Raw genomic sequence first — 25340 nt, 5'->3', positions numbered from 1 at the left:
TACGCGGGTCTATTATTTACTAAACGAATAACGTAAACCAAGGATATAATTCTGTCCATACAAATCCTTTCTAATCAATGTATTTCCGTCTTCAATAAGCTTTTCAGCGATCTTCTCATTTTCGGGATTTGTTCCTTTCACATACAATTCCATGGGTGTATTCAAGATGTTGTTGGCTTTGGCAAAAACGGCCCAACCTGCTTTAAATTTTTTCTCAATAGAAGCATCTAACTGAACAAATCCCTTTTGCCATAAATCATCGTTCAAAAATTGCGATACTGTATTGATCCGTGAGCCGGTATAAGATCCAGCCAACTGTCCTTCCCAGCCATTATTAGCATCTTTGTAAAGCAATGATAGATTGGCCACATGTGCAGCTTGCCCATATAATGGTCTAGTTTGATCCACGATTATCGCTTCTGGGTCCTGTGTGGTTTCATTGATTCGACGCGACATCTTAGCGGTCGTTATACGTGAATGTGTATAGGTATAATTGGCCTTAACACCAAATTTCTGGATATACTTGATGTAATCAACCTCGACACCAAAGTTGTTGGCATTACCAAAATTACCTGGAGTGTAGTATACATCTTGCTTACGAACCTCATCCGGTTGAAAGGTATATTCAATTGGGTTTTTGATTTTCTTATAAAACATACCGACAAGAAATTGGGAAGAAGCTTCAGGGAATAATTCATACCTTAAATCGAAATTATCTGCTAAGGCATGTTTTAAATCTGGATTTCCTTTTTCTAAAAACTCTTCATTAACCACACTTGAGGGTACAATTTCATAAAATCCAGGTCGGTTTAACGCGCGATAATAAGCCGCATGAAGCTGTTGTTTTTCGTCCAAATGATATTTCATGGTCAAACTTGGCAGCCATTCTGTATAAATCTGTGATCCCTCCGGTCTTTTTTCTCCTGCAGGAAACAATAATTTATAATTCTGATTGCTGTGTTCCATCCGGATTCCACCGATCATCTGCCATTTGTCATTCTCATAATTGAACATGCCGTACAATGCTGTGGTCTTCTCACCAGCGTCGTAAGTTAGTGGATTTGCGACAGCTCCAGTAGGATTGGTGACAGTCAGATTGAGATCGGTATAGCGCTGAAAATCCATACCGTATTTATACTTTGCCTCTTCTGCAGAAGCTGGTGATAAGTTGTAGTTATTGTAAAAACTACTACGCTGTTTATCACGATACAGACCTCCGGTCGATAGCTCCAGCTTACTGTTTTCCATTGGAACTTTATAAGCTACATCCCAATAACCTGCATGATCATTATCCGTATTACGCTCCAAACGATAGGTTACAGGAGATTTATTGACGAGAGAAGTTCTTTTACGTTCAAAATTTTCTTCTACGCCATCCAAACTGATCATCGTATTTTGTGGCAATTGATTGCGCGCTGAAGAAAGCACACCTGACCAACGGACATTCAGCCGATTATCTAAAAAATGATGATCCCCCTGTAGGGTACCATTGTAGATCTGTTGCTGTGTTTTTCGACTTCTTGTCACATAGGTCAGTTCGGCTTTACCAATACTGGGATCATACTGGCCATTATATATCGTATTCACAGCATCACGCAATTGCATGTTATTTAAATTCACATACATTTGATAGAAGCTAATCCGATGATTCAGATTAAATCGATAGTCGATCTTGTTATGCAAACCTAAGCGTTGTTGCTGTTCATCATATTGACGATCACTCTGCTCAGTAATTACCGCATTGGGATTTACGCCAACGACAGCCGATTTGTAGAAAATAGAACGACTGCCACGATGTAAATTTTGATAACTCGCACCCAAAATAACGCCCAATTTATCATCCAAATACCGATTGCCTATTGTCAAATTGCCGACAAGGTCTGGAAGGGGCTTTTTATAAGTATAATCTAATGCACCTTTATTAAAATCAGCAGCGGTTGCATTGTAATTCTTCCCATGCTGTTCATATGGCGATTTTGCCGAGGTTCCGCTTGTTGAAAAGCTTCCAAAATCCCGATTAAAATAACGTTGGCTATAACCCGTTGCCAAATTTGCTTGAAGCAATAGCTTTGTCGGCGCCGATTTCATAACCATATTGACAACCCCACCCACTGCATCGGCTTCCATATTTGGTGTTAGCGACTTGTAGACTTCTAAGCGTTCCAACATATCTGAAGGAAATAAATCCAAAGGCACATAACGGTATTTATTATCTGGACTCGGAACTTTTACGCCATTCACCAAAGTCGTGTTGTAACGTTTATCCATCCCTCTCAGAATTGCGTATTGCCCCTCGCCATTCGAATTTCTTTCTATGGATACACCCGAAACACGCTGTATAACATTTGCGACGGTGATATCGGGAGAAATCTCTATTGCGCGCGCCGAAACAACATTCATAATTTGTGACGCATTCTTTTCCAAACGCCGCGCGCTAGGATCGTCATCCCCACCGTTTCGACGTCCTTTTATAGTTACTTCCATTAATGTTTGTTCGGTCGATGTCAGCTGAAAAATAAAATGAGGGGTATTTTCTTTTTGAATCTCGATTTCTTTAATTAGTTCGGCGTAAGCCATATGCTTGATATGGACCTTATCCACACCTGCAGATAATCCTTTGAATTCAAACGAACCATCCAATTGTGTTTTGGTCGATAGCCCACTTTGTTCCAAGAAAACTGTTGCACCAGCAACAGCTTCACCAGTCTGACCATCCAATACCTTACCTTTGATTTTGGTCGCATAAGCAGCGCTGACCGAAATACTGGAGGCAAGTAATACTGTTAAAAAGTTTTTCATTTTGCTTAGATTATTATGAATCTTTGATTGTTGTCGCAAAGATGGCAGCCAACTTTAATCACACAAAATATCGAGCGTTACAATGAGGAAACAAGGTAGAAAGTGGGCTATACAGCGAGGAAACAAGCACTACTAAACAACTAATAAACAGCAGTTTAAATGCAATTCAAGCGCCATTAACATTCTTTTACTCCTGTGTTAAAAAATTATGAAATCCCAACAAGATAGCCCGCGAGGTCCTCTCCTTGTTCCAGTCTTAGTTTTTTTCGCAATCGATGTCTGGCAACACGAAGGCTATCTTGTGATATGCCCAATAAGACGGCAATATTGATATTATTCAAATTTATTTTAAGCAATGCGATTAACCGCATATCCGCTGCCGTCAAATCTGGAAATCGTTGAATAAGTTTTTCAAAAAAGCTGTGATGCACCTTTTCGAAAGTTCCCATAAACTCTTTCCAATGAATACCCTGTGTGATATTTTCATTGATCTGCAACACCAACTTCTGCATCTGTCGTTTTTGATCCCGGCGTTCGTCCTTAACCATACCTTTCAGTTCATCACGAAGTTCTTCCAAAAATTGATTGTTACGGATTAAATTTAAGGTATGGGATGTCAATTCCTTTTGCTTGAGCGACAGTTCTTGTTTGAGCTGCTTATCTTCAAGCAACTGGTTTTTAAGTGCAATTTCGGTCAACTCGCGTTCGGCCTCCTGTTTTCGGGAATCGGAGATCTGGTTTTTAATCTTAATTTTCTGGCGACTATGCAATACATAGGATAACACAATTAACAAAATTAAAACCACGATTGTTCCCCAGAGCATGATTAAGTTGATTCTTTTGGTTACTTGTAATTTCTCGATCTCTTCGGCTTGTTGATTCATATCGTAGAGTGCCTGAAAAAAAGCAGTATGGCGAGCACCATCCACACTATAAAGCTCAAGCACCAACTTACGGCTCTTTTCTGCATAAAAATAGGCGCTATCCATCTGCTCGCGCAAGGCGTAGGTCCTACTCAAATCTTTTGTCGTAGCAGCCATTTGATACACATCACCCAAATTTTCCGCCATCTGATAAGCCAATTGCGTGAGTTTGATACTTTCTGGATATTTATTGGTCTTCCTAAAAATATCGCCCATATTATTTATGACCACAATTTTTCCATAATTGTCTTTTGTTTCCGTATAGAGGGTACGTGCTTTTTCAAAATGAAAAAAAGCGCTGTCATATCTTGCAAGATCTTCATAAATACTGCCTAAATTTTCATGGATCTTAGCTTCTCCATTTTTATTCCCAATACTGCTATAAATGGACAAAGCAAGATTCTGGTAGACAAAGGCGGAGTCGTAGTTCGCTTCCTTTTCAAATAAATGACCTATATTCCCTAATGTACCTGCCTCTCCATTTTTATCCCCTTCTGTTCGGAAAGAATGTAGCGCCTTGTTAAAATAAACTTTCGCTAGATCATGTTGTTTGTTGAAAATATTGAGCTCCCCGATATCACTCCAATTCGAAGCAAGATGCTGTTTTGAATTTAATTGCGTATAGATTCGATCAGCTTGAAAATAGTAGTCCTGCGCCTGTCCATAATGCCCCTGATTAACACATAACCATCCAATCGCCTGTAAACAATTGGCTTGTAATAATAAGTCTTTATCCGTAACAGCTTTTGCATAACGTTTTTTTACGAGCATAATTGCAGAATCCGGATGGTTTTGACTTAACGCCCTGATATCTTTAAAGGATTTAACCTGCGCAGTACCTGGCTGCCACAAAAAAAGCTGTATTAAAAAAAGTAGAAACAAAATAATTTTATCAGAAATCCTCATATTTCATGTAAATAATCGAATTGCAAATGTACATGAAACATGTTAACACAATATTAAATCACATAGAGTAATACGAGTTTTAACATAAGGAAGGCTGACTTATTTTTATCCACCAAGCTCAACGATATACTATTAAAAAAGCCCTTTTATTGACGATACACATCAATAAAAGGGCTTGAAAATAGACAATCCCAAAACCGGTTAATTACTCGATTTCAATTCAATGAGCGGAGTGATCCGTTCTAATATATCAAATGCCACCTCTGCCATTTTGTTACCCTTATTGTCCAATAGTGGATTAACTTCAACAATTTCAAAACAAATCACCTTACCCGATCGGATGATCTCTTCTAAAATCAACACAATCTCCCTTGGCAAAAACCCCTTCGGTACTGGTGTTCCGGTGCCATCCGAGATCAATTCACTATCCATGCTATCCACATCAAAAGAGATATAAATCATATCACATGCTTCTAGGATTTTCAATGCTTCAGCCACACAATCGGTTATTCCGCGCTGTCTCGTATCTTCCACACGATAGTTTTTAATGCCAAGTCGTTCAATGACCTGATCTTCCGGTTCTTCCGTATCCCTTACACCAAAATAAATCAAATGATTGGATAGTATTTTACCTACTGGGCCAGCTATTCGTTTTAGTTTATTCCAAAATTCTTGTGTCGATTCGTCTATTTTATTGATTTTACACGGGATATTATCCTCACTCAACATCGCCGCTAAAGGCATTCCATGCATATTACCAGAAGGTGTTGTGTGCGGAGAATGAATATCGGCATGCGCGTCTACCCAGATCACACCGAGTTGTTTATCAGGATAAGCGGACTTTAAACCACTGATCGTCCCCATTGCGGAGGAATGATCCCCTGAAAACACCAATGGAAAATTGCCGGAAGATAAGCTATCTTCAACGGTGGAAGCTACTTGTTTGCATTGTTCATAAACCTGCTGAATATGTTTCGCAAAAGGATGATTATCATTCTGATAAATGGAGCTATTTCGAGTCGGCACATCAACAAATGGATAGTTAATGAAATATTGACTTCCTTTATTAATTGCAGCTATCTCGATGGCGTCGATGCCCAGATCTGAACCCCTAGTCCCTGCTCCTATATCCGATCTGTTTTTGATCAATTCAATCATTTTCTCCATACACTATTTCAAATTAGTCAACGATCGCTCAATGATCCCTAAGCAAGTATCGACTTGCTCTTTTGTAATAACCAGCGGCGGAGCCAATCGAATTTTGTTACCATGTGTAGGCTTCGCTAAAAGTCCATTTTCTTTAAATTTGAGACAGATATTCCAGGCCAAATCACTTTCTTCATCCGCATCAATTACAATGGCAGTCAAGAGCCCCTTTCCTCGCACTTCTGTAATTAACGTAAACTTAGCAGCAATCTGACGCAATCCATCCAAAAACAAGGCCCCCATCTCAAGCGCCCGTTGCGTCAAATTTTCATCCCGCACAACATTTAGCGCTTCCATAGCTACTGCACAGGCTAAGGGATTACCACCATAAGTCGAACCATGTTCGCCCGGTTTAATACACAACATAATGGAATCATTTGCCAACACTGCCGATACCGGCAATACACCGCCCGATAAAGCTTTCCCTAAAATCAGAACATCTGGTTTGCTTTGACTCTGCGCATCATCAATAGCATAGGATGCCAACATGCTTCCCGTCCGAGCAATACCAGTTTGGATTTCGTCTGCAATAAACAATACATTGTATTTTGTACATAATTGTCTCACGCGTATCAGATAATCCTCATCAGGAACGACAATACCCGCTTCGCCCTGAATTGGCTCAACGATAAAACCGGCGATATTTTCATCTGCTTTGAATAACTGTTCTAGTGCATCAACATCATTATAGGGAACGAGTACTATGCCATCTAAAAAGGGACCAAATTCATGTGTTGCAGTAGGATCATTGGATGCCGATATCACAGAGATTGTCCTACCATGGAAATTGTCCTTGGCAAAGACAATTTTCGCTTGATTGGCTGCTACACCTTTCACCTGATAGGCCCATTTACGACAAAGCTTCATTGCTGTTTCCACAGCTTCAACGCCCGAATTCATCACCAAAGCCTTATCAAATCCAAAAAGATGACAAAGCATTTCTTCAAAATCACCCAGTTTATTATTATAAAATGCCCTGGATGTTAATGTTAATTTCTCGGCTTGCTCTTTTAAAGCGTGTACAATCCGTGGATGGCAGTGTCCTTGATTGACAGCTGAATATGCAGATAAGAAATCAAAATAAGACTTTCCATCAACATCCCACACCATAACTCCTTCAGCTCGTTCCAAGACGACCGGAAGAGGATGATAATTGTGCGCTCCATATTTTTCTTCTTTGGCAATGAACATCTCGCCCTTACCTTGTTTAGCTACTGTACTCATAATTCAGTTTTTTCTAATAAGAACAAATATACAATATTTACTTTTTTATTGACTGAAAAATAAAATTTAACACTAAATTAGCATATAAATATTAAAATTAACTTTTAAACCACTTTCTACAATGAATAATATCGATGACTTTGATCTACAGATTTTAAAATATTTAGACGAAGATGGACGGATGGCCTACTCTGCAATAGCAACAGCCATGGGCGTATCCAATACCATGATCCATCAACGAATCAACCGTTTGACGGAACAAGGGATACTGACAGGTATAAAGCCCGTATTGAATGAAAAGAAGCTAGGCTATGATTGGGGTGCTTTTACCGGGCTAAGTTTAGAAAAAGATCATGATTCGAGCAGAATTATTGAAGAGCTCAAAAAAATACCAGAAGTTACAGAATGCTACTATATTACGGGCAACTACACGTTATATGTGAAAATTATTGCTAAAAATCATGAACATATGCGACAACTACTTTATGAAAAAATCGATAGCATTCCAGGAATTGCGAAGACAGACTCCCTTATCGAATTAGGCTGTGCTTTCAAACGTAATATTATATTCTAGCACAAGAAACAACCGAAGGGATCCTGAACACGGATTTTCAGGGTCTCAACGCTATTTACCAATATTTGCTAACTCTTCTTCCGTCCAGTAGATTAATTCTCGTAAAACATACACATTTTCATAACTTCCCAATCCATCGATGTAATCCCACAAATCACCTTCAACCTTCACTGGTCTTCCATGATGAAGTATATCATACCCATTATCTAACCAATTTTGTATCTGCTCTTTATCCATCGTTATTAAAACTTATTGTTAATTATCTTTAAAATGACTATATCAAATATAATGTATTTTACACTGGCTGCCCACAACTGGATAAAAGAAAGTCAAATTTCAACAACTTTTTGACATAGTGTCTATCACTCTTCAAGAAGTTCTCACGCTATTTGACAAATTTTAAAAATAAAAAAGTATATTCGTATAACATTAAATATCAATATTATGGCAGATTTTTTCTACGTTGGATACGAAGGTGAAGACGAATTACTCGAACTGGTGGCAGTATCTACAATTCAATCCCTACTCTATTTCCAAGATGCCGATCAAGAGGACTTTACAACAATAAAAACCGCTATTGATCAAAATTTTATTGTCGAAGAAGATCTAATCACTGTAGCAAACACCCTCCGATTGGATCAATCTATTGTTCGCTTTACTCCTGGCAAGCCTAATTATAAAGATTAATTGCATACTCAATCATCTGGGCAATAACTCTCCGTGAAGCAATTCATTCAAGATAATTAGTAAAGAAAATAAGTAATGAAATAATGAAGGTAGTTTTAATTGGCGGTTCTGGTGCTACAGGAAGGGCGCTCATTCAATTGATGTTGAAATCTAAGGAAGTTACGGAAATCGTTGTTCTTTTAAGACGTGTGTCGTTTGAGGAGCACATTAAATTGAAACAGGTTATCGTAGATTTTGAAAATCTAACGGATTTTGAGCGCGAGATCCAAGGCGACATCGCTATTTCCTGCCTTGGCACCACATTAAAGGATGCAGGCGGTAAAGATGCACAATGGAAAATAGATCATGATCTTAATTTGCAATTTGCGGCATTGGCCAAAAAAAATGGTTTTCCTACCTTTCTCTTATTATCGGCAGTTCTTGCGGATCCTGCATCAAAAATTTTTTATAACCGCATGAAAGGAACCCTTGAACAGGATGTTAAAGCACTTAATTTCAATCGGCTTATCATTTTCCAGCCGGGAGGATTAATTCGACCAAACACAGATCGCTTCGGTGAAAAAACAGCCATTACTGCCCTTCGTATCCTTAATACGATAGGATTATTCAAATCCTATAAGCCACTGTCTGTAGCACAAGTTGCTTCCGCAATTTTACAGGCGATCAATCACTACACAATAGGTATCCACACTGTAAACGTTAAAGATATCCAAAAATTAGCAACAGAAACCAGTTGAATCGCCTAAATAGTAATTCATAATATTGAATTAACAATAAACTAATCCTAAGGCTGTAATTTGTGTTTTTTTAAAATAACAACCATTCAAATGAAAAAACACGTTTTATTTCTGTTTCTCCTCGTTTTTGTACATGTTCTCCCCTCTTTTGGCCAAGAAGCAAAATACATCTTTTATTTAATTGGTGATGGCATGGGCCTCAACCAGGTTAATCTCACCGAAATTCATCAAGCTGAAGTACAGCATAAAGATAACCCCATCCCACTTGTGTTTACCCAATTTCCTCATGTTGGATTTGCCTCCACACATTCACTTTCAAATGGCGTAACGGACTCAGGCGCTGGAGGTACCGCATTAGCCGTTGGAAAAAAAACCAAAAATGGCGTTATCGGTATGGATAGTACAGGAACTGTCCCCTATAAGAGTATAGCTTATGCCGCAAAGCAAAAAGGAAAGAAAGTCGGTATTATTACAAGCGTCAGCATAGACCACGCTACCCCGGCTTCATTTTATGCGCACCAAGCAGACCGCGACATGTATTATGAAATCGGTAAAGAAATTGTCACTTCCAATTTTGATTTTTTTGGCGGATCCAATTTTCTCAAACCCGAAACAACATTTGATCATAAAAAGGCGCCATCGCTTTTCCCCATATTAGAAAAAGCCGGCTATAACGTGCTTAAAGGAAAAGATGCTTATGCACAACTACCAAATAAATCAGATAAGATCATATTGATGAATTCAGATGGCAGTCCCATAGATGCCCTTAAATATGCCATAGACCAAAAGCCAAATGATTTAAAATTGGCAGATATCACATCTGCAGCTATCACTTCACTGCATAAAAACAATACAAATGGTTTCTTTTTAATGATTGAAGGTGGAAAAATTGATTGGGCATGCCATGCAAATGATGCGGCTACAACGATTCAGGAAGTATTGGATTTCAATGCCTCCGTACAACTCGCCTATGATTTTTATAAAAAATTCCCAAATGAAACACTTATAGTCGTTACAGCGGACCATGAAACAGGAGGATTAGGTGTCGGTAATGGAAGTTCTTCGCTGAAAACAAAATTCTTGTCCCACCAAAAAACCTCGCATGCAGAACTTTCGAACGCAATAGGCAACCTTCGTAAGAATAATCCAAATGCAACATGGGACGATCTCAAGAATCTCATTGCTGCTCAAACTGGTTTATTTTCCAAAATTACAATCCATGAAACTGATCGTAGTGCTTTAGAAGCTGCCTATCAAAAAAGCTTTGTCGATCACCAAAATGAAACCGCAAAAAGCCTTTACGCAAGCGACGACAAAATAGCCGCACTGAGTATTTCAATCTTAAATCGGATGGGATCAATAAGCTGGGCCTCTAACAACCATTCGGCCGCCTATGCACCGGTATATGCGATCGGTGTTGGCTCCGAGCAATTCAGTCAGAAAATGGATAACACAGATATACCAAAGAAAATCGCTACAGCAGCAAAACTTAGTTTGGACTAAACAAAAAAAGATCCCTAAGAAATCTTGGGGATCTTTTTTATGAGCCTCTTATCGGAATCGAACCAATGACCTACTGATTACAAGTCAGTTGCTCTACCAGCTGAGCTAAAGAGGCTTTCAAATGAATTTTAATGAGTGTCGCTCAAAGAGCCTCTTATCGGAATCGAACCAATGACCTACTGATTACAAGTCAGTTGCTCTACCAGCTGAGCTAAAGAGGCTTTTTAAAGAAGTTTAATGCATGTTGCTTAAAAGAGCCTCTTATCGGAATCGAACCAATGACCTACTGATTACAAGTCAGTTGCTCTACCAGCTGAGCTAAAGAGGCGTTACTTCTTTTCAATCTTATAACGTCTGACCGTTTTAAGATGCTGCAAATATCGAAAGCTTAAACCAAAAATGCAAGTCGATTTCAAGAATTTTATACCCTGCTAAGCCAATTATTTAAAAATCAAGCGCATTATTTTTGACAACTGAAAATTTGTCATGATTCAATAAAAATTATTGCCATTTTTTCCGAAGTATAGCTTAAAACCCGAATGGCACTTCAATTGTTATAACCAATATGTATCAACGAAACTTTAAATAAGAGAATAAAAATGAATTTTAACAACTATACAATTAAAGCCCAAGAGGCTATACAAAAAGCTTCCGAAATTGCGGCTGGTCATCAACAACAGGCGATTGAGACAGCGCATATTTTAAAAGCTTTACTCACAGTGGATGAAAATGTTGTCAGCCACTTATTAAAAAAGTTAAATGTCAACATCAGCTATCTCGGGACTGAACTTGACAAACAAATTGAAGGTTTTCCGAAGGTTAGTGGCAGCAATATTTATTTAAGTAGCGATGCCAACAATGCACTTCAGAAAGCACAGGGCTATCTCAAAGAATTCAATGATGAATTTGTCTCGGTAGAGCATTTATTATTGGGTATTCTGGCAACTTCTGATAAAACCTCAACATTACTTAAGTCACAGGGCGTTACAGAAAAAGACTTAAAGACCGCCCTAAAAGAATTGCGCGGAAACAGTCGGGTAACTGATCAAAATGCGGAGGCCACCTACAATGCTTTGGGAAAATATGCCCGAAATTTAAATGAATATGCCGAATCCGGAAAATTGGATCCTGTGATTGGCCGTGATGAGGAAATTCGACGTGTGATGCAGATACTCTCCCGTCGTACCAAAAACAACCCGATACTTGTCGGTGAGCCTGGGGTTGGTAAAACGGCTATCGCGGAAGGTATTGCTTACAGAATTATTAAAGGCGACGCACCTGAAAACTTAAAATCTAAGATTGTATTTTCCTTAGATATGGGCGCTTTGGTTGCCGGAGCTAAATATAAAGGTGAATTTGAAGAACGTCTAAAAGCGGTTGTAAAAGAAGTTACCGATTCCAATGGAGACATCATACTCTTTATCGACGAAATCCATACATTGGTGGGTGCTGGAGGTGGTGAAGGTGCAATGGATGCGGCTAATATCCTCAAACCGGCGTTAGCTAGAGGTGAACTACGTGCAATTGGAGCGACAACCTTAAACGAATACCAAAAATACTTTGAGAAAGATAAAGCATTGGAGCGCAGGTTCCAGAAAGTTATGGTTGAAGAACCTGACACGCAAGATGCCATTTCCATTCTCCGTGGCCTAAAAGAACGCTACGAAACACACCATAAGGTACGCATTCTGGATGAGTCTATCATTGCTGCCGTGGAATTGTCACAGCGCTATATTGCCGATCGTTTTCTACCAGATAAAGCGATTGATTTAATTGATGAGGCAGCATCCAAATTGCGCCTTGAAATGGATTCTGTACCGGAAGCTGTCGATGAGCTTGAACGTCGTATCATGCAATTGGAAATTGAGCGTGAAGCTTTGAAACGTGAAAATGACGATAAAAAAGTTGCAGAATTATCGGAAAGTATCGCTAATCTATCTGCGGAAAGAGATACCTTAAGAGCGTCATGGCAAGAAGAAAAGAGTCTTGTTGACAATGTCAATCAAGAGATTGAGAATATTGAAAACTACAAACTCGAAGCTGAGCAGGCCGAACGTTCCGGAGACTATGGAAAGGTAGCAGAACTTCGTTATGGACGAATTAAAGAAGCGCAAGAAAAAGTGGACAAACTAAAGGCTGAACTCGCTGAAAAACAAGAAAGCAAGCGTATGCTCAAAGAAGAAGTTACTTCAGAAGACATTGCTGATGTTGTCGCAAAATGGACAGGAATACCTGTGAGCAAGATGATTCAATCAGAACGCGAAAAATTATTGAATCTGGAGGAAGAGCTTCATAAACGTGTCGCCGGTCAGGATGAAGCAATAGAAGCTATTTCCGATGCCATTCGTCGATCACGTGCTGGATTAAATGATGCGAAACGACCAATAGGATCGTTCATATTTTTGGGGACTACCGGAGTCGGAAAAACCGAACTTGCAAAAGCACTTGCCGAGTTCTTATTTGACGACGAACAATCCATGGTTCGTATTGATATGTCGGAATATCAAGAACGACACGCCGTGTCTCGTTTAATCGGAGCGCCTCCGGGATATGTCGGCTATGATGAAGGCGGACAGTTGACTGAAGCAGTCCGAAGAAGACCCTATTCTGTTGTTTTGTTAGATGAAATTGAAAAAGCTCATCCCGATGTATTCAATATCCTATTGCAGGTATTGGATGATGGCCATCTTACAGACAACAAAGGTCGTACGGTAAACTTCAAAAACACCATTATCATCATGACCTCCAATACGGGGTCAACCATTATACAGGAGAATTTCAGTCATCTGACCGATGATAATAGGGATGAAATTATCGCCAAAACACGCAATGAGGTCTTCGATCTTTTAAAACAGTCGATTCGCCCCGAGTTTTTGAACCGTATCGATGAAGTGATTATGTTTACGCCATTAAGTCGAGACGAAATTGGAGATATTGTTCGTTTACAATTTGCACATGTTCAGAAACAGCTGGCCGAACAAAATATATTCATTACGGCTTCTGATGAAGCAATGGATTGGTTGGCACAGCTTGGTTATGACCCAATTTATGGGGCTAGGCCACTAAAACGTGTTATTCAAAAACGAATTTTAAATGAACTATCAAAGGAAATTTTATCCGGAAAAGTAAATCGCGATTCGATTATTCGTCTGGATGTATTCGACGGTAAATTTGTGTTCATCAATAAACAAGAACAATAAAAAAAGAACGTCCGACAGTACTGTCGGACGTTCTTTTTTTATTGTTAATTTTTAAACATTTAACCTGTAATACCTAAAGCTTTTAACAACTTGTTTACATCGTCTTCGCCGTCCAAATGCTGTACCAATACTTTGGTTTTTGCGTCATAGATATAGAGCGATGGGTAATTGCCTGGCTTAAATTTTTCAATAAATTGAGTTCCAGCATCAAACAAGAATTTGACATTTGGGGCACTTTTCAATGCCTTCGCATGCATATTAATAAATCCATCGACATAAGGCTTATCATTCATGGAGATAAAATAGAAGGATACATTCTTGAATTTGGACAAATTGCGTGCGATACCAGCCCCCATTTTCTGGCAATGGCCACAACCCGGGTCGTAAAAATCCAACACAATATAGCCCGATTTTGGAAGCCTGTCTGAATTAAACTTGCTGGCCTGATAGACCTCCTCAAAAGTAAACGATGGAAGTGTTTTGGGTGCCTGTGCAAAAACAGGTTTAAATAAGAAAAATACACTTACAAAAAATAGGGAACAAAGGAACCTCATGTTAAAGAAATTTAAACCAACAGTGACTATTCAATTAATTTTAATCAATAATACTTAAAAATGCGCTTCAGTCAACTATTATTTTAGTTTTTTTACAAAAAATCCGTAAGTTTGGGCTAATTTTTAAATCGATCAAATCTATTAATACTTATTAATCGTGAAAAAACGAATTGCTATTTTTGCTTCAGGTTCAGGGTCCAATGCTCAAAAAATAATGGAACATTTCAAGTATTCAGATGAAGCTGAGGTTGCCTTGATTTTATCCAATAACCCTGATGCTTACGTTATTCAACGAGCCGACAATTTTGAAATACCTGCACATATATTTGATCGTGACGAATTTTACAAAACCGACAACGTTGTCAACATTCTTAAAAACTTAAATATTGATCTGATTGTTTTGGCGGGTTTTCTTTGGCTCGTTCCAAATAACCTGCTGAAAGCATTTCCAAATCAAATTATAAATATACATCCTGCTCTCCTACCAAAATATGGTGGCAAAGGTATGTATGGTGACCATGTACATAAAGCCGTTTTGGCCAATAAGGAAGAGGAACATGGCATTACGATCCATTTCGCAAATGAACATTTCGACGAGGGGGAAATTATATACCAAGCACGATTCAAAGTGGATCCCAACGATACTTTAGACATTATTAAATTTAAAGGACAGCAACTCGAACATCAGTACTTCCCTAAAATAATTGAAAATCTGATCAAAAAAATGTAAAAACAATCCTATTATTTAGAATTGTTTTAAACAAATTGTAACTTTGTATTATGAACGAAGTTATTGAATCTGTGTTGGAGATCGATGAGTCAGAAAATAAAGCTGGGTTGTTTCAGTTTCGGAATACGGCTATGAACCCTTTTTCTGACTTTTCTTGTGCCTGCTTTAAAAAGTGTTGCAAAAAATATAAAGAAGGCAAACGCTGTAAAAAATGTCCGGGACGAAAAAAATAGCTATTTATTGACTACTCTTCCAGGTAGTCTAAATCTTTATCAAAGCTTTCTTCTAACTGGGTCAACGAATAAATTGCTATACCCGAAAGAACGACAACCATTGTAATTGCTGCTGGCACAATTCCAAATGCATTTACTAGAAGTCCATATAGCATTGTTGACGGAATGAGTGCACCCCGTACAAAATTGGGGGCCGTCGTTGCGACAGTTGCTCTAAGATTTGTACCAAATTGTTCCGCTGAGATAGTCACAAAGGTTGCCCAATACCCTACTCCTAAGCCCATTATAAAGGCAAGGCTTAAAAACTTCGTCGCTGTAATACCATCACTCAATAAATACCATAGTGAGCTTCCAATGATAATTAATTGACATATAAACACCACTTTTTTGCGGGATTTTAAAATCTGTGCGAATATTCCTGCCAGTACATCCCCGATAGAAATACCGATATAGGTAAACATCACCCCTTGACCAGCACTCAGTGTACCTGCAGCCCCCAAGGCCTTGCCGATCTCCGGAGCTTGAGTAACCAAAACACCGACAACAAACCAGATTGGAAGACCAATGCATAGACAGTTGACATACCGTTTTAAGCGGCTTTTATTTGTGAAAAGCATGCGAATATCCCCTTTCACAACACCCGATTTATCTTGCTCCTTAAATAATCCTGATTCAAAAGAGCCAATGCGCAACAATAGCAACAGTAAGCCCATTCCACCACCGACAAAGTAGGCCGTCCGCCAGTCAAATTCTTCCGAGACAAAATAGGCCAATATAGCGCCTAAAACACCGACACCGGCAACCAACATGGTCCCATAACCGCGTTTTGATTTATGCATACTTTCAGAAACCAGGGTAATTCCCGCCCCCAGTTCTCCGGCCAAACCAACGCCCGCTATAAAACGAATAATACCATACATAAGCACATCATGTACAAAACCATTTGCAATATTCGCTACAGAGTATAAAAGAATCGATCCAAAAAGCACTTTTAAACGTCCAAATTTATCCCCTATAATCCCCCAAAGAATTCCACCCAACAGCAAACCGCCCATTTGCATATTGAGCACAAATTCACCTTTTACCCGCATCTCTTCCGCAGGGACGCCAATATCAGTGAAGGACTGAATACGGACGATGGAGAAAATAATCAAATCGTAGATATCGACGAAATAGCCCAGTGACGCAATCATAACCAGTAACCACACTTTTTTATTGGGTTGTTTTTCTTTTATTGTTGACATTTTAGGTTTTTTGATCTGTAAAAATACCATAGTGAAGCTATAAAACCAAGATTTCGAAAAATAATCCGACACATTGTTTTATTTTTGCATCATGAGATATAGTCCACTTGCCTTAACATGGCTATTACGTATTTACCCGCCCTTTCTATTTCAAGGAATCTGGGTAAAAAAAATTAGTCCTGGCTTCCAAGGTGCCAAAGTAAAAATATATAAAACACCATTCAACATCAATACCAACAAAACACTCTTTGGTGGAACAATCTTTTCTGCAGCAGACCCCATCTTCCCTATCCTAATCGACCAATACCTTCAAAAAATTGGCTTTAAGAAAACCGTTGCTTGGTTAAAATCATCACAGATCACCTTTAAGAAACCCGGCAAAACCAGCGTGGAATATTCTGTGCAACTCTCAGAGGAAATCCTTGAAGAATGTGCCCATATTATCCGCACAAAAGGCAAAGTAGTTAAGGATTTTACCCTGGAAATTAAAGATAAGTCTGGTGACCTCTGTGCCACGGTACGTTGTGAAACCTATATTCGTGACTTGAATTTTACATTCCCTTCCAGAAATCGAAATATTGAGCCATAAGAAATTAATATATTTGTCCAATTACCAAAAAACATAAAACATGAATAAAATCGCGTTTGTAGCTATCGCATCCTTGGCAATAGCAGCATGTGGAACCCAGGGAAATGGTGCAACAGGTGTAAAAGCCCTGCAAGATTCAACTATTAAGATACATGATGAAATTATGCCTCAAATCGCTCATTTCGACCGCGATGTTGTTAAGATAGATTCTATTTTGGCAAATTTAAAAAACCTAAAAACAACTAAGGCTGATTTAGACACCAATTTAACAAGAAAAGAGCTAAGCACATTGAAAGCTAATTTAGAAAGTGCTACAGACCATATGATGGACTGGATGAAAGGATATAACCCAGATTCAACAGATGTTAAATATTTTGAAACAGAGCTTCAAAAAGTAAGTGATATGAAAAAAATATTTGATAATGTTGCTAAAGAAAGCCAAGACAAATTAAAGAATTTTTAAATCCAAAAATTCAAATAACACAGTCCGCCCCTCTTTAGGTTAACATTAAGTTGTTCGTGTAAAGATGGAATCAAGCTTTAACAAACAAAACTATTAAATACATGAGATCCATAACTAAATTTTACTGCGCAACTGGTCTTTTACTCGGTTTATTTTCCTGTAAAAACAATAGCCAGACAAGCTTACCCATCTATGGCGAAAGAGAAGCTGTAGAAAAAACAGTTGATGGAAAACAAATCGTAGATACAGTCTATCATACTATTCCGCCTTTTAAACTGCTCAATCAGGATAGTACAATGATTTCAGACAAAGATTTTGAGGGTAAAGTATATATCGCCAACTTCTTCTTTACCCATTGTCCAAGTATCTGTCCAACGATGAATCGCAACCTATTAAAGATATACCAGCAATACAAGGATAATGAAGAAGTTCGTTTCCTGTCCCATAGTATAGACTTTAAATACGATCAACCCTACGTACTGAAAGATTATGCCAATAAATTGGGTGTAACCAATAATCACTGGCAATTTGTTTCGGGGACTAAAGCAGAAATATATGGTCTAGCCAATCAATACCTGGTTTATACCGCTGAAGATAAAAATGCGCCTGGAGGTTACGATCATCAGGGGTACCTTGTCTTAATAGACAAAGATAAGCGAATTCGGGGCGCCTACGACGGTACAAATGATGAGCAAGTAAAAAAACTGACGAACGACTTACCTTTACTCTTGAGCAAGGATAAAAAATAACATGCACATTCTCTTAAAAACAGGTATAACAATTGGTGCTATTTTAGCGGTCTTGATAAGCTGTCAGCATGAAGTTGATATCAAAACTGCGCAATATGCGGTCAACGGTCAAAAGGTATACCGAACACATTGTCAAAATTGTCATGGAGAGAAAGGTGAAGGATTGGGCAATCTCTATCCGCCCCTAACCGATACCACCTTTCTGCAAACTCATCGTCAAGATCTTGCTTGCATCATCAAGCACGGAACTTCTGGTGAACTTGAAGTTGCGGGTAAAAAGTTTAATAATACCATGCCCGCTTCAAATCTTTCCGCAATTGATATCGCTTATGTATTAACCTATATCAATACCAAGATCAACAAAGGGAAAAATTTATATCCTTTGGAAGATGTTGAGAAAAGTTTAAAAGGTTGCAAATAGAAAAGCGGTGATTNNAATCACCGCTTTTCTATTTGCGATCCTTCACCTCTACCTCCCCTCCACCGATCAAAAAAAATAAAAATACGAAAACAATTTCATCTCTTTTTCCTTATTGTATTATTGATTCAAATCGTTTTATATTTATTGATTTATAACAATATTCTGACATTTTGGATCCAAATTAATCGTTAATTTTGCAACCGAATGAACGTTCGATTGATGAATTCCAATGAAAAAATTGCGGCAGTATTTGCCAGCACACTAAAACTTATACAAACAAACGGCTTCCATGGAACGCCGATGAGCAAAATCGCACAAGAGTCTGATGTAGCAATTGGGACTATCTACCATTATTTCCCGTCAAAAGACGATCTAATTTTTGGTTTGTTCAAACATTGTAGAACACTACTCAATGAGTATATTTTTGATGGTATAAAAGATGATTTCGACTATAAAGACTCATTTTTTCATATTTGGCGCAACTTTGTCAAGTTCTATCTAGAGAACGGGCACATCTTTAGTTTTTTTGAGCAGTTTTTTTCCTCTCCTTATTACGAGAAGAACAAAGCTGAGATACAAGAACCTGTGGGGGGGCAAAACAAAGTTGTTGATTTTTTACAGGAAGGCATTGATCGAAAAATTTTGAAGCAGGTAGATGTCCATCTTTTGGTGGCAAGTTACATTGGCGTGGCACTATCAACTGTTCACAGCATCAAATTTAAAGATCTCAAGTTTTCCGAACAAAATGTGGAGGACTTAATGGGGATTATTTGGGATGGGGCTATTAATAGAGAAAAAAATAATTAATTACATATATGAAGTTTAATAAAATCGTTTATTCCTTAGCGGCCCTATCGCTTTTGAGTAATACAGGATTTGCACAACAGCAATCTGAAAACTTGCCGGCAAATGCAACACTTCAGCAGCTGATTGATTACGCCTTACGTAATCAAATCGCTGTAAAACAAGCGCAATTGGACGAGACCATCGGTGAAAAGGATATTGACATCTCTCTTTCAGGTTGGTATCCACAATTGGGTCTAAAAGGAAGTTATAATTATAATGTCATTGTTCCATTAGCAAATATTGGCGGAAATAATATCAAAATGGGGCAGAACAATGCAAGTGCATTAACGCTTCAAGCGGATCAACAGATCCTAAATCCAGAGCTAATGCAGGCGAAGAAAGCGGCAGAATTGGTACGTCTTGGCAATAAACAAAATACGGAGAACAAAAAGATCACCGCTGTTGTAGAGGTCAGCAAAGCCTATTATGATATCCTAACTTCGGAAGAGCAGATCAAGATTGTACGAGAAAATATCGCTCGCCTCCAAAAACAATTGAAAGATGCAAAATCTCAATACGATGTGGGCTTAGTCGATAAGACCGACTATAAGCGAGCACAAATTGCTTTGGCAAATTCGAATGCAGACGAGAAAAGAACGGTTGAGCTTCGCAAATATAAATACGAATACCTCAAACAATTGCTAGCTTTGGATAAAAGCAAAAATTTGACGCTATCCTTTGACAATAGCAATATGGAATCAGAAATTTTGTTAGACACAACTGCTGGAATAAATGTCTCTAATCGAATTGAATTCCAACAATTGGAAACATCCAAAAAAATCCAGCAGTTGAGCACGCAATACTATAAATGGACATATTTACCAAGTGTAAGTGCTTTTTATAATTACGCTTTCAACTATCGAAATGATAAATTTAGTAAACTTTACTCCGATAATTTCCCGGGTTCAGTTGCCGGCCTAAATGTTTCTTTTTCAATTTTCGACGGATTTAAACGTAAAAAACAAATCAATAAGTCCAGATTGCAGGAAGAAAGAATTGACTGGGACATCAAAAATTTAGAAAATAGCATTAACACAGAGTATTCGCTGGCAAGAGCAACCTATAATGCTAACTTAAATGATTGGAAAACAGCTAAAGAAAATGTGGAACTCTCCAAAGAAGTATACGAGACCATCAAACTTCAATATGACGAAGGTATCAAAACTTACCTCGATCTAATGACAGCAGAAACTGATCTCAAAACAACGCAACTTAATTATTTGAACTCCCTCTATGCACTATTATCAAGTAAATTAGATGTTCAGAAAGCAGTTGGGGCAATCCACACAAATTAATTAATAAACGGAAACTAATACAAATCATGAATAAAAGACAATTATTATTCGCTTTCTTCCTTGGGACGGCATTAGTATGGACCTCTTGTGGAAATAAGGATGCAAAAAAGCAAGGTGCAGCACAGGCTCAGGCTGAAAAAGTTGTTCCTGTCAGCTTTGGCGTAGCATCACATGAGATTGTTACAGGTACAATCAGCTATCCAGCAACAGTCAAACCGTTGAACGAAGCAGATCTATATGCGGAAGTAAGCGGCTATATCACCAAAATATATGTTTCTGACGGCGCAGTAGTTTCCGCAGGACAAGCGCTTTATGAAATTGATGGAACACGCTACAATGCGGCTGTCCAACAAGCTAAAGCAAGCTTACAGGTAGCACAAACGGATTTGGACCGCCAAAAAAGAGATCTAGCGCGCTACCAAACATTAGCCGATAAAGATGCGATTGCGAAGCAGGTATTTGACAATGCAGTTTCGAATGTAGCCGCTTCGCAGGCACAGGTAGAGTCTGCTCGTGCAGCTTTGGTCACCGCGAATACAAACTTATCGCGTTCGACCATTCGGGCTCCTTTTAGTGGTACCGTAGGAATATCACAGGTACGTTTGGGCGCCTTGGTCAATCCAGGTACGACCCTATTGAATACCTTGTCTTCAACTAGCCCAATAGCTGTTGAATTTCAGGTAAATGAAAAGGATATTACCAAATTTACCCAACTGCAAAGTAGCCATTCATCATCGGATCTTTCTCTTGTATTGCCAAATGGAAGTACGTATGAAGGTAAAGGAACAATCACAACCATCGACCGCGCAGTTGACCCTGCAACCGGGACGATCAAAGTGCGCGCTACTTTCCCCAACAATGCCAACGAATTGCGGGCCGGTATGAATATTACGATGAATGTATCGACAACCTCAGCTACGGAAGAAGTTGTGGTTCCCTACAAAGCCGTTTTCGAACAGCTTGGCGTATTTAACCTCTATACCGTAAATGATAGCAGTAAAGCTGAAATTCGCCAAGTAAAATTAGGTATTAAAGCCGGTGACAAAATTGTGATCAAAGAAGGTGTTAAAGATGGTGAGAAAATCGTTGTCGATGGTGCCATGAATGTCCAAAATGGAGTTAAAGTAGTTGACGCTGCTGTCGCTGCCCAACAGGCTGCAAAAGGCGCACCTCAAGGAAAATAACACCATTAATTTTTTAAAGAGAATCTAAAAGATATAGAATGATTTCAGAAGTATTTATTAAGAGGCCAGTTACCGCAATCGTTATTTCGATATTGATTTCAATTATCGGGATCATTGCAGTATCCACGTTGCCAATTAGCCAGTATCCTTCTATTGCACCTCCAACAGTAACGGTTACGGCCAATTACACCGGAGCTGATGCACAGACGGTTGAACAAACCGTGACAACTCTTATCGAGAGTCAGATCAATGGTACACCTGGCATGATTTATATGTCGTCCAATAGTACGTCAAATGGTCAAGCAACAATTACGGTGACATTTGAAGTAGGTACGGATATCGATATTGCGACCTTAGACGTACAAAACCGTGTGGGAATCGCTGAACCAGCCCTTCCGGAAGCGGTAAGACGTTTGGGGATTACAACCCGTAAAGCCAATAACGATATCTTGATGTTGGTTGCTTTAACTTCACCAAAAGGAACTAGAAGTGAAAATTTCTTGGCCAATTACAACAACTTATACGTTAAAGATGCACTTTTGCGTGTGAAAGGCGTCGGTGATGTAACGGCTTTCGGGCAACCATTCTCGATGCGCGTGTGGCTTGACGCAAATAAATTAGCCAACCTGAGCATGACTCCTGCTGATGTATCCACAGCAATTGCCGAACAAAACTCCCGTATACCTGGTGGTAGCGTTGGTGGACGTCCACAAGAGTCTTCGACGGTATTTGAATATCCGATCATTACCGATAGTGATCTTTCAAATCCCGAGGACTTTGAAAACATCGTTGTAAAAACCAATAAAGATGGATCTATCGTACTCTTAAAGGATGTTGCGCGTGTTGAATTGGGTCAATTTAATTATGGTACATCATCTACCGTAAATGGTATGACTTCATCTGCGATGATGATCAATCAAACCCCAGGAGGAAATGCCGTAGAATCCGCAAAAGGTATTGTCGATGCTTTGGAAAAATTAAAGAAATCTTTTCCAACGGATGTAGATTATACGATCAGTTATGAGACGGTGTCGGTTGTGAATGCCTCTATTTCTTCGGTTATCCACACCTTGGTTGAAGCATTGATTCTGGTAACGGTCGTGGTATTTTTCTTCCTTCAAAGCTGGAGAGCAACATTAATTCCCGTACTGGCAATCCCCGTATCCATCATCGGTACTTTCATCTTCTTCCTAATGTTTGGCTTTTCGGTCAACAACCTGACCATGCTTGCCTTTGTATTGGCCATCGGTATTGTGGTGGATGATGCCATCGTTGTGGTGGAAGCCGTCCAGCACTATATTGACCATTATAAACTGGATGCAAAAGAAGCGACACGTCGTGCCATGGGCGATATCACTGCTCCGGTTATTGCAATTGCATTAATTTTGGCTGCGGTATTCGTTCCGGTTGGTTTTATCCCTGGAATGGTTGGTAAATTATATCAACAGTTTGCAATCACCATTGCAGTATCCGTTATGCTGTCTGCATTTATCGCACTTTCGTTAACCCCAGCATTATGTTCAATTTTATTAAAGCCGACAGCAGTACATGAAGGCGCTAAAGGTTTGAATAAATTTTTCTACAAATTTAATATTTGGTTTGAAAAAGTGACCATCAGGTACTCAAATGGTGTAAAACAGGCTATCAAAAAAGCACCACTGGTATTGATTATTCTGTTATGTATTTTTATCGGAACAGGCTGGATGTTTACAACCAAACCAACTGGATTTATTCCTTCAGAGGATGGTGGTGCATTTTTCGCCGGTATTACATTGCCAGAAGGTTCTTCTTCTGCGCGTACAAATGAAGTTCTTAAAGAGATTGAAGCCGATCTACACAAGACATTTCCAGAAATCAAGTATGTTACTGCAATTTCCGGTATCAATATTTTGAACCGCGCGTTTAAATCCAATGGTGCAACAGTGTTCGTTTCGCTTAAACCTTGGGAAACCCGTACACGCACGGCAAACGATATCGCTGGTATGATTATGGGTAAATACCAGGGCTATACCAAAGCAAGGGTGTTGGCGGTAACGCCACCAGCAATTCCGGGTCTAGGTACATCTGGAGGTTTCTCTATGCAGGTACAGGATTTACAGACGGTAAATATCAAAGATTTCGAAGCGACAGTCGGCAAATTCTTGATGGCTGCCAACCAACGTCCAGAAATTGGAATGGCTTATACCCTATTTAATACCAACTCTCCCAACTACAAATTGGAAGTGAACCGCGAACAGGCAAAACGCATGGGCGTGCCTATCTCCAGTATTTATTCGACGATATCATCCTATTTGGGTAGTAGCTATGTGAATGATTTTACAAAGTATGGTCGTAGTTACCGTGTCGTCACACAAGCTGATATCCCGTACCGTATGAATATTGAAGACATCAACAAATTGTATGTCAATAATGTGTCGGGAAACCCTGTACCTATGGGTACGCTGGTTAAGTATGAATTGATGACTATGCCTTCGATCATCAATCACTACAATATCTTTAGAAGTATCGAGATCAATGGTAGTTCGGCCCCTGGTTACTCATCAGGAGATGCTTTGAAAGCCTTACAAGAAGTAGCTGCACAAACATTACCAGAAGGTTTTGACTATCAGTTCTCCGGTCTGTCGCTGCAAGAGATGCAATCTGGATCAAAAACTGTCCAAATTTTTGCGTTGTGTATCCTGTTTGTGTTCTTGCTTTTAGCCGCATTATACGAAAGTTGGTCTGTACCATTCTCTATTTTATTATCTGTTCCTTTAGGTGTATTTGGGGCCATATTAACCCTAACATTAATCCCTACATTGGATAATAACATCTATGCACAGATTGGTCTGGTCACCATCATTGGACTTGCTGCCAAGAATGCGATTCTAATTGTGGAGTTTGCTAAGGAACGGGTTGATATCGGGATGAACCTTTATGAAGCGACATTAGATGCTGTAAAATTGCGTCTACGCCCAATTATCATGACGTCCTTTGCCTTCATCTTAGGGATTATTCCATTAATGCTATCTCATGGAGCTGGAGCAATTTCTCGCCAAACAATCGGTTGGACGGTATTTGGTGGTATGACTGCAGCCACACTCCTAGCGATCTTTATCGTTCCGGTACTATTCGTTGTGATTACACGTATGGCATACGGTAAGAAAAAATTGGCTGAATTAGAAGCGAATTTCGATGAAGAGAAAGCGAAAAATTTAAGTTCACACTAATTATACGCTGCCTCTGTGAAGAATCCCCACGGAGCTAACAGCAAGAAGAAGCTGTCTCAAATTT

General features: G+C 39.1%; 21 protein-coding genes and 3 tRNA genes. 14 read left to right on the top strand and 10 right to left on the bottom strand.

From position 1 onward, the window contains the following. Positions 1–12 precede the first annotated feature (12 nt). The 4 genes from B3H30_RS10710 to rocD all read right to left on the bottom strand — a co-directional run bounded on the left by B3H30_RS10710 (position 13) and on the right by rocD (position 7058). On the bottom strand, positions 13–2799 hold the full coding sequence (locus B3H30_RS10710; RefSeq protein WP_070563849.1) for a TonB-dependent receptor: 2787 nt from the start codon (positions 2797–2799) through the stop codon (positions 13–15). Between the two features lie 206 nt (positions 2800–3005). After that, complete coding sequence (locus tag B3H30_RS10705; RefSeq protein ID WP_070564480.1) at positions 3006–4574, bottom strand: tetratricopeptide repeat protein; 1569 nt, start codon at positions 4572–4574, stop codon at positions 3006–3008. Positions 4575–4829: 255 nt separating this feature from the next. Then, the gene (locus B3H30_RS10700) at positions 4830–5795 is read right to left on the bottom strand and encodes an arginase (RefSeq protein ID WP_070563847.1); all 966 of its coding nucleotides are present in this window, start codon (positions 5793–5795) and stop codon (positions 4830–4832) included. 3 nt (positions 5796–5798) lie between these two features. Then, positions 5799–7058 carry an ornithine--oxo-acid transaminase gene (gene rocD, locus B3H30_RS10695; protein ID WP_070563844.1) on the bottom strand — a complete coding sequence of 420 codons (1260 nt, stop codon included), beginning with the start codon at positions 7056–7058 and terminating at the stop codon, positions 5799–5801. Between the two features lie 121 nt (positions 7059–7179). On the opposite strand from rocD, the gene B3H30_RS10690 reads away from it, so the two are divergent. After that, positions 7180–7632 carry an Lrp/AsnC family transcriptional regulator gene (locus B3H30_RS10690; RefSeq protein ID WP_046673539.1) on the top strand — a complete coding sequence of 151 codons (453 nt, stop codon included), beginning with the start codon at positions 7180–7182 and terminating at the stop codon, positions 7630–7632. Between the two features lie 51 nt (positions 7633–7683). On the opposite strand, the gene B3H30_RS10685 is transcribed toward B3H30_RS10690, so the two are convergent. Further along, on the bottom strand, positions 7684–7869 hold the full coding sequence (locus B3H30_RS10685) for a hypothetical protein (RefSeq protein WP_046673540.1): 186 nt from the start codon (positions 7867–7869) through the stop codon (positions 7684–7686). 207 nt (positions 7870–8076) lie between these two features. Here B3H30_RS10685 and B3H30_RS10680 point away from each other — a divergent pair, with 207 nt between their 5' ends. The 3 genes from B3H30_RS10680 (at position 8077) to B3H30_RS10670 (ending at position 10559) form a co-directional block, all read left to right on the top strand. Next, positions 8077–8319 carry a hypothetical protein gene (locus B3H30_RS10680; protein ID WP_070563841.1) on the top strand — a complete coding sequence of 81 codons (243 nt, stop codon included), beginning with the start codon at positions 8077–8079 and terminating at the stop codon, positions 8317–8319. A gap of 83 nt (positions 8320–8402) precedes the next feature. Further along, positions 8403–9056: an NAD(P)H-binding protein gene (locus B3H30_RS10675; protein ID WP_083295848.1), complete on the top strand. Its 654-nt coding sequence runs from the start codon at positions 8403–8405 to the stop codon at positions 9054–9056. A gap of 90 nt (positions 9057–9146) precedes the next feature. Next, entirely contained in the window at positions 9147–10559 is a 1413-nt protein-coding gene (locus B3H30_RS10670; RefSeq protein ID WP_070563835.1) for an alkaline phosphatase, read from the top strand. Positions 10560–10601: 42 nt separating this feature from the next. On the opposite strand, the gene B3H30_RS10665 is transcribed toward B3H30_RS10670, so the two are convergent. The 3 genes from B3H30_RS10665 to B3H30_RS10655 form a co-directional block, all read right to left on the bottom strand. Next, positions 10602–10674, bottom strand: a tRNA-Thr gene (locus B3H30_RS10665). A gap of 33 nt (positions 10675–10707) precedes the next feature. Then, positions 10708–10780, bottom strand: a tRNA-Thr gene (locus B3H30_RS10660). 34 nt (positions 10781–10814) lie between these two features. Beyond that, positions 10815–10887, bottom strand: a tRNA-Thr gene (locus B3H30_RS10655). A gap of 271 nt (positions 10888–11158) precedes the next feature. Here B3H30_RS10655 and clpB point away from each other — a divergent pair. After that, entirely contained in the window at positions 11159–13759 is a 2601-nt protein-coding gene (clpB, locus tag B3H30_RS10650) for an ATP-dependent chaperone ClpB (RefSeq protein WP_070563832.1), read from the top strand. Positions 13760–13818: 59 nt separating this feature from the next. Here clpB and B3H30_RS10645 read toward each other — a convergent pair whose 3' ends face one another. Continuing rightward, a complete protein-coding gene (locus tag B3H30_RS10645) occupies positions 13819–14313 on the bottom strand; it encodes a TlpA family protein disulfide reductase (protein ID WP_070563829.1) in 495 nt (164 codons plus the stop codon). A gap of 157 nt (positions 14314–14470) precedes the next feature. On the opposite strand from B3H30_RS10645, the gene purN reads away from it, so the two are divergent. After that, positions 14471–15043, top strand: a complete 573-nt coding sequence (gene purN, locus B3H30_RS10640) for a phosphoribosylglycinamide formyltransferase (protein ID WP_070563826.1) — start codon at positions 14471–14473, stop codon at positions 15041–15043. A 244-nt stretch (positions 15044–15287) separates the two neighbouring features. On the opposite strand, the gene B3H30_RS10635 is transcribed toward purN, so the two are convergent. Continuing rightward, positions 15288–16520 carry an MFS transporter gene (locus B3H30_RS10635; protein ID WP_070564477.1) on the bottom strand — a complete coding sequence of 411 codons (1233 nt, stop codon included), beginning with the start codon at positions 16518–16520 and terminating at the stop codon, positions 15288–15290. A 91-nt stretch (positions 16521–16611) separates the two neighbouring features. Here B3H30_RS10635 and B3H30_RS10630 point away from each other — a divergent pair, with 91 nt between their 5' ends. The 8 genes from B3H30_RS10630 (at position 16612) to B3H30_RS10595 (ending at position 25276) form a co-directional block, all read left to right on the top strand. After that, positions 16612–17109 carry a PaaI family thioesterase gene (locus tag B3H30_RS10630; RefSeq protein ID WP_070563819.1) on the top strand — a complete coding sequence of 166 codons (498 nt, stop codon included), beginning with the start codon at positions 16612–16614 and terminating at the stop codon, positions 17107–17109. 40 nt (positions 17110–17149) lie between these two features. Further along, positions 17150–17572 carry a hypothetical protein gene (locus B3H30_RS10625; protein WP_070563816.1) on the top strand — a complete coding sequence of 141 codons (423 nt, stop codon included), beginning with the start codon at positions 17150–17152 and terminating at the stop codon, positions 17570–17572. 101 nt (positions 17573–17673) lie between these two features. Next, positions 17674–18321, top strand: coding sequence for an SCO family protein (locus B3H30_RS10620; protein WP_286834068.1), 648 nt, complete (start codon positions 17674–17676; stop codon positions 18319–18321). Position 18322: 1 nt separating this feature from the next. Then, on the top strand, positions 18323–18742 hold the full coding sequence (locus tag B3H30_RS10615) for a c-type cytochrome (RefSeq protein WP_070563810.1): 420 nt from the start codon (positions 18323–18325) through the stop codon (positions 18740–18742). A 219-nt stretch (positions 18743–18961) separates the two neighbouring features. Further along, a complete protein-coding gene (locus B3H30_RS10610) occupies positions 18962–19549 on the top strand; it encodes a TetR/AcrR family transcriptional regulator (protein WP_053003616.1) in 588 nt (195 codons plus the stop codon). Positions 19550–19557: 8 nt separating this feature from the next. Beyond that, positions 19558–20883 carry a TolC family protein gene (locus B3H30_RS10605; RefSeq protein WP_046673553.1) on the top strand — a complete coding sequence of 442 codons (1326 nt, stop codon included), beginning with the start codon at positions 19558–19560 and terminating at the stop codon, positions 20881–20883. Between the two features lie 26 nt (positions 20884–20909). Continuing rightward, the gene (locus B3H30_RS10600; protein ID WP_046673554.1) at positions 20910–22067 is read left to right on the top strand and encodes an efflux RND transporter periplasmic adaptor subunit; all 1158 of its coding nucleotides are present in this window, start codon (positions 20910–20912) and stop codon (positions 22065–22067) included. 38 nt (positions 22068–22105) lie between these two features. After that, positions 22106–25276: an efflux RND transporter permease subunit gene (locus B3H30_RS10595; protein WP_070563807.1), complete on the top strand. Its 3171-nt coding sequence runs from the start codon at positions 22106–22108 to the stop codon at positions 25274–25276. Positions 25277–25340: the final 64 nt, after the last annotated feature.

Origin of the sequence: Sphingobacterium sp. UBA7038, from assembly GCF_002494055.1 — a bacterium.
Taxonomy (GTDB): domain Bacteria; phylum Bacteroidota; class Bacteroidia; order Sphingobacteriales; family Sphingobacteriaceae; genus Sphingobacterium; species Sphingobacterium multivorum.
This window is presented reverse-complemented; position numbering and strand designations above follow the sequence as displayed.

Excerpts from the sequence above, each read along its gene's own strand:
- B3H30_RS10710 (WP_070563849.1), bottom strand. The coding sequence starts at position 2,799 with ATGAAAAACTTTTTAACAGTATTACTTGCCTCCAGTATTTCGGTCAGC.
- B3H30_RS10700 (WP_070563847.1), bottom strand. The coding sequence starts at position 5,795 with ATGGAGAAAATGATTGAATTGATCAAAAACAGATCGGATATAGGAGCA.
- rocD (WP_070563844.1), bottom strand. The coding sequence starts at position 7,058 with ATGAGTACAGTAGCTAAACAAGGTAAGGGCGAGATGTTCATTGCCAAA.
- B3H30_RS10690 (WP_046673539.1), top strand. The coding sequence starts at position 7,180 with ATGAATAATATCGATGACTTTGATCTACAGATTTTAAAATATTTAGAC.
- B3H30_RS10685 (WP_046673540.1), bottom strand. The coding sequence starts at position 7,869 with ATGGATAAAGAGCAGATACAAAATTGGTTAGATAATGGGTATGATATA.
- B3H30_RS10680 (WP_070563841.1), top strand. The coding sequence starts at position 8,077 with ATGGCAGATTTTTTCTACGTTGGATACGAAGGTGAAGACGAATTACTC.
- B3H30_RS10675 (WP_083295848.1), top strand. The coding sequence starts at position 8,403 with ATGAAGGTAGTTTTAATTGGCGGTTCTGGTGCTACAGGAAGGGCGCTC.
- B3H30_RS10670 (WP_070563835.1), top strand. The coding sequence starts at position 9,147 with ATGAAAAAACACGTTTTATTTCTGTTTCTCCTCGTTTTTGTACATGTT.
- clpB (WP_070563832.1), top strand. The coding sequence starts at position 11,159 with ATGAATTTTAACAACTATACAATTAAAGCCCAAGAGGCTATACAAAAA.
- B3H30_RS10645 (WP_070563829.1), bottom strand. The coding sequence starts at position 14,313 with ATGAGGTTCCTTTGTTCCCTATTTTTTGTAAGTGTATTTTTCTTATTT.
- B3H30_RS10635 (WP_070564477.1), bottom strand. The coding sequence starts at position 16,520 with ATGTCAACAATAAAAGAAAAACAACCCAATAAAAAAGTGTGGTTACTG.
- B3H30_RS10630 (WP_070563819.1), top strand. The coding sequence starts at position 16,612 with ATGAGATATAGTCCACTTGCCTTAACATGGCTATTACGTATTTACCCG.
- B3H30_RS10625 (WP_070563816.1), top strand. The coding sequence starts at position 17,150 with ATGAATAAAATCGCGTTTGTAGCTATCGCATCCTTGGCAATAGCAGCA.
- B3H30_RS10620 (WP_286834068.1), top strand. The coding sequence starts at position 17,674 with ATGAGATCCATAACTAAATTTTACTGCGCAACTGGTCTTTTACTCGGT.
- B3H30_RS10615 (WP_070563810.1), top strand. The coding sequence starts at position 18,323 with ATGCACATTCTCTTAAAAACAGGTATAACAATTGGTGCTATTTTAGCG.
- B3H30_RS10610 (WP_053003616.1), top strand. The coding sequence starts at position 18,962 with ATGAATTCCAATGAAAAAATTGCGGCAGTATTTGCCAGCACACTAAAA.
- B3H30_RS10605 (WP_046673553.1), top strand. The coding sequence starts at position 19,558 with ATGAAGTTTAATAAAATCGTTTATTCCTTAGCGGCCCTATCGCTTTTG.
- B3H30_RS10600 (WP_046673554.1), top strand. The coding sequence starts at position 20,910 with ATGAATAAAAGACAATTATTATTCGCTTTCTTCCTTGGGACGGCATTA.
- B3H30_RS10595 (WP_070563807.1), top strand. The coding sequence starts at position 22,106 with ATGATTTCAGAAGTATTTATTAAGAGGCCAGTTACCGCAATCGTTATT.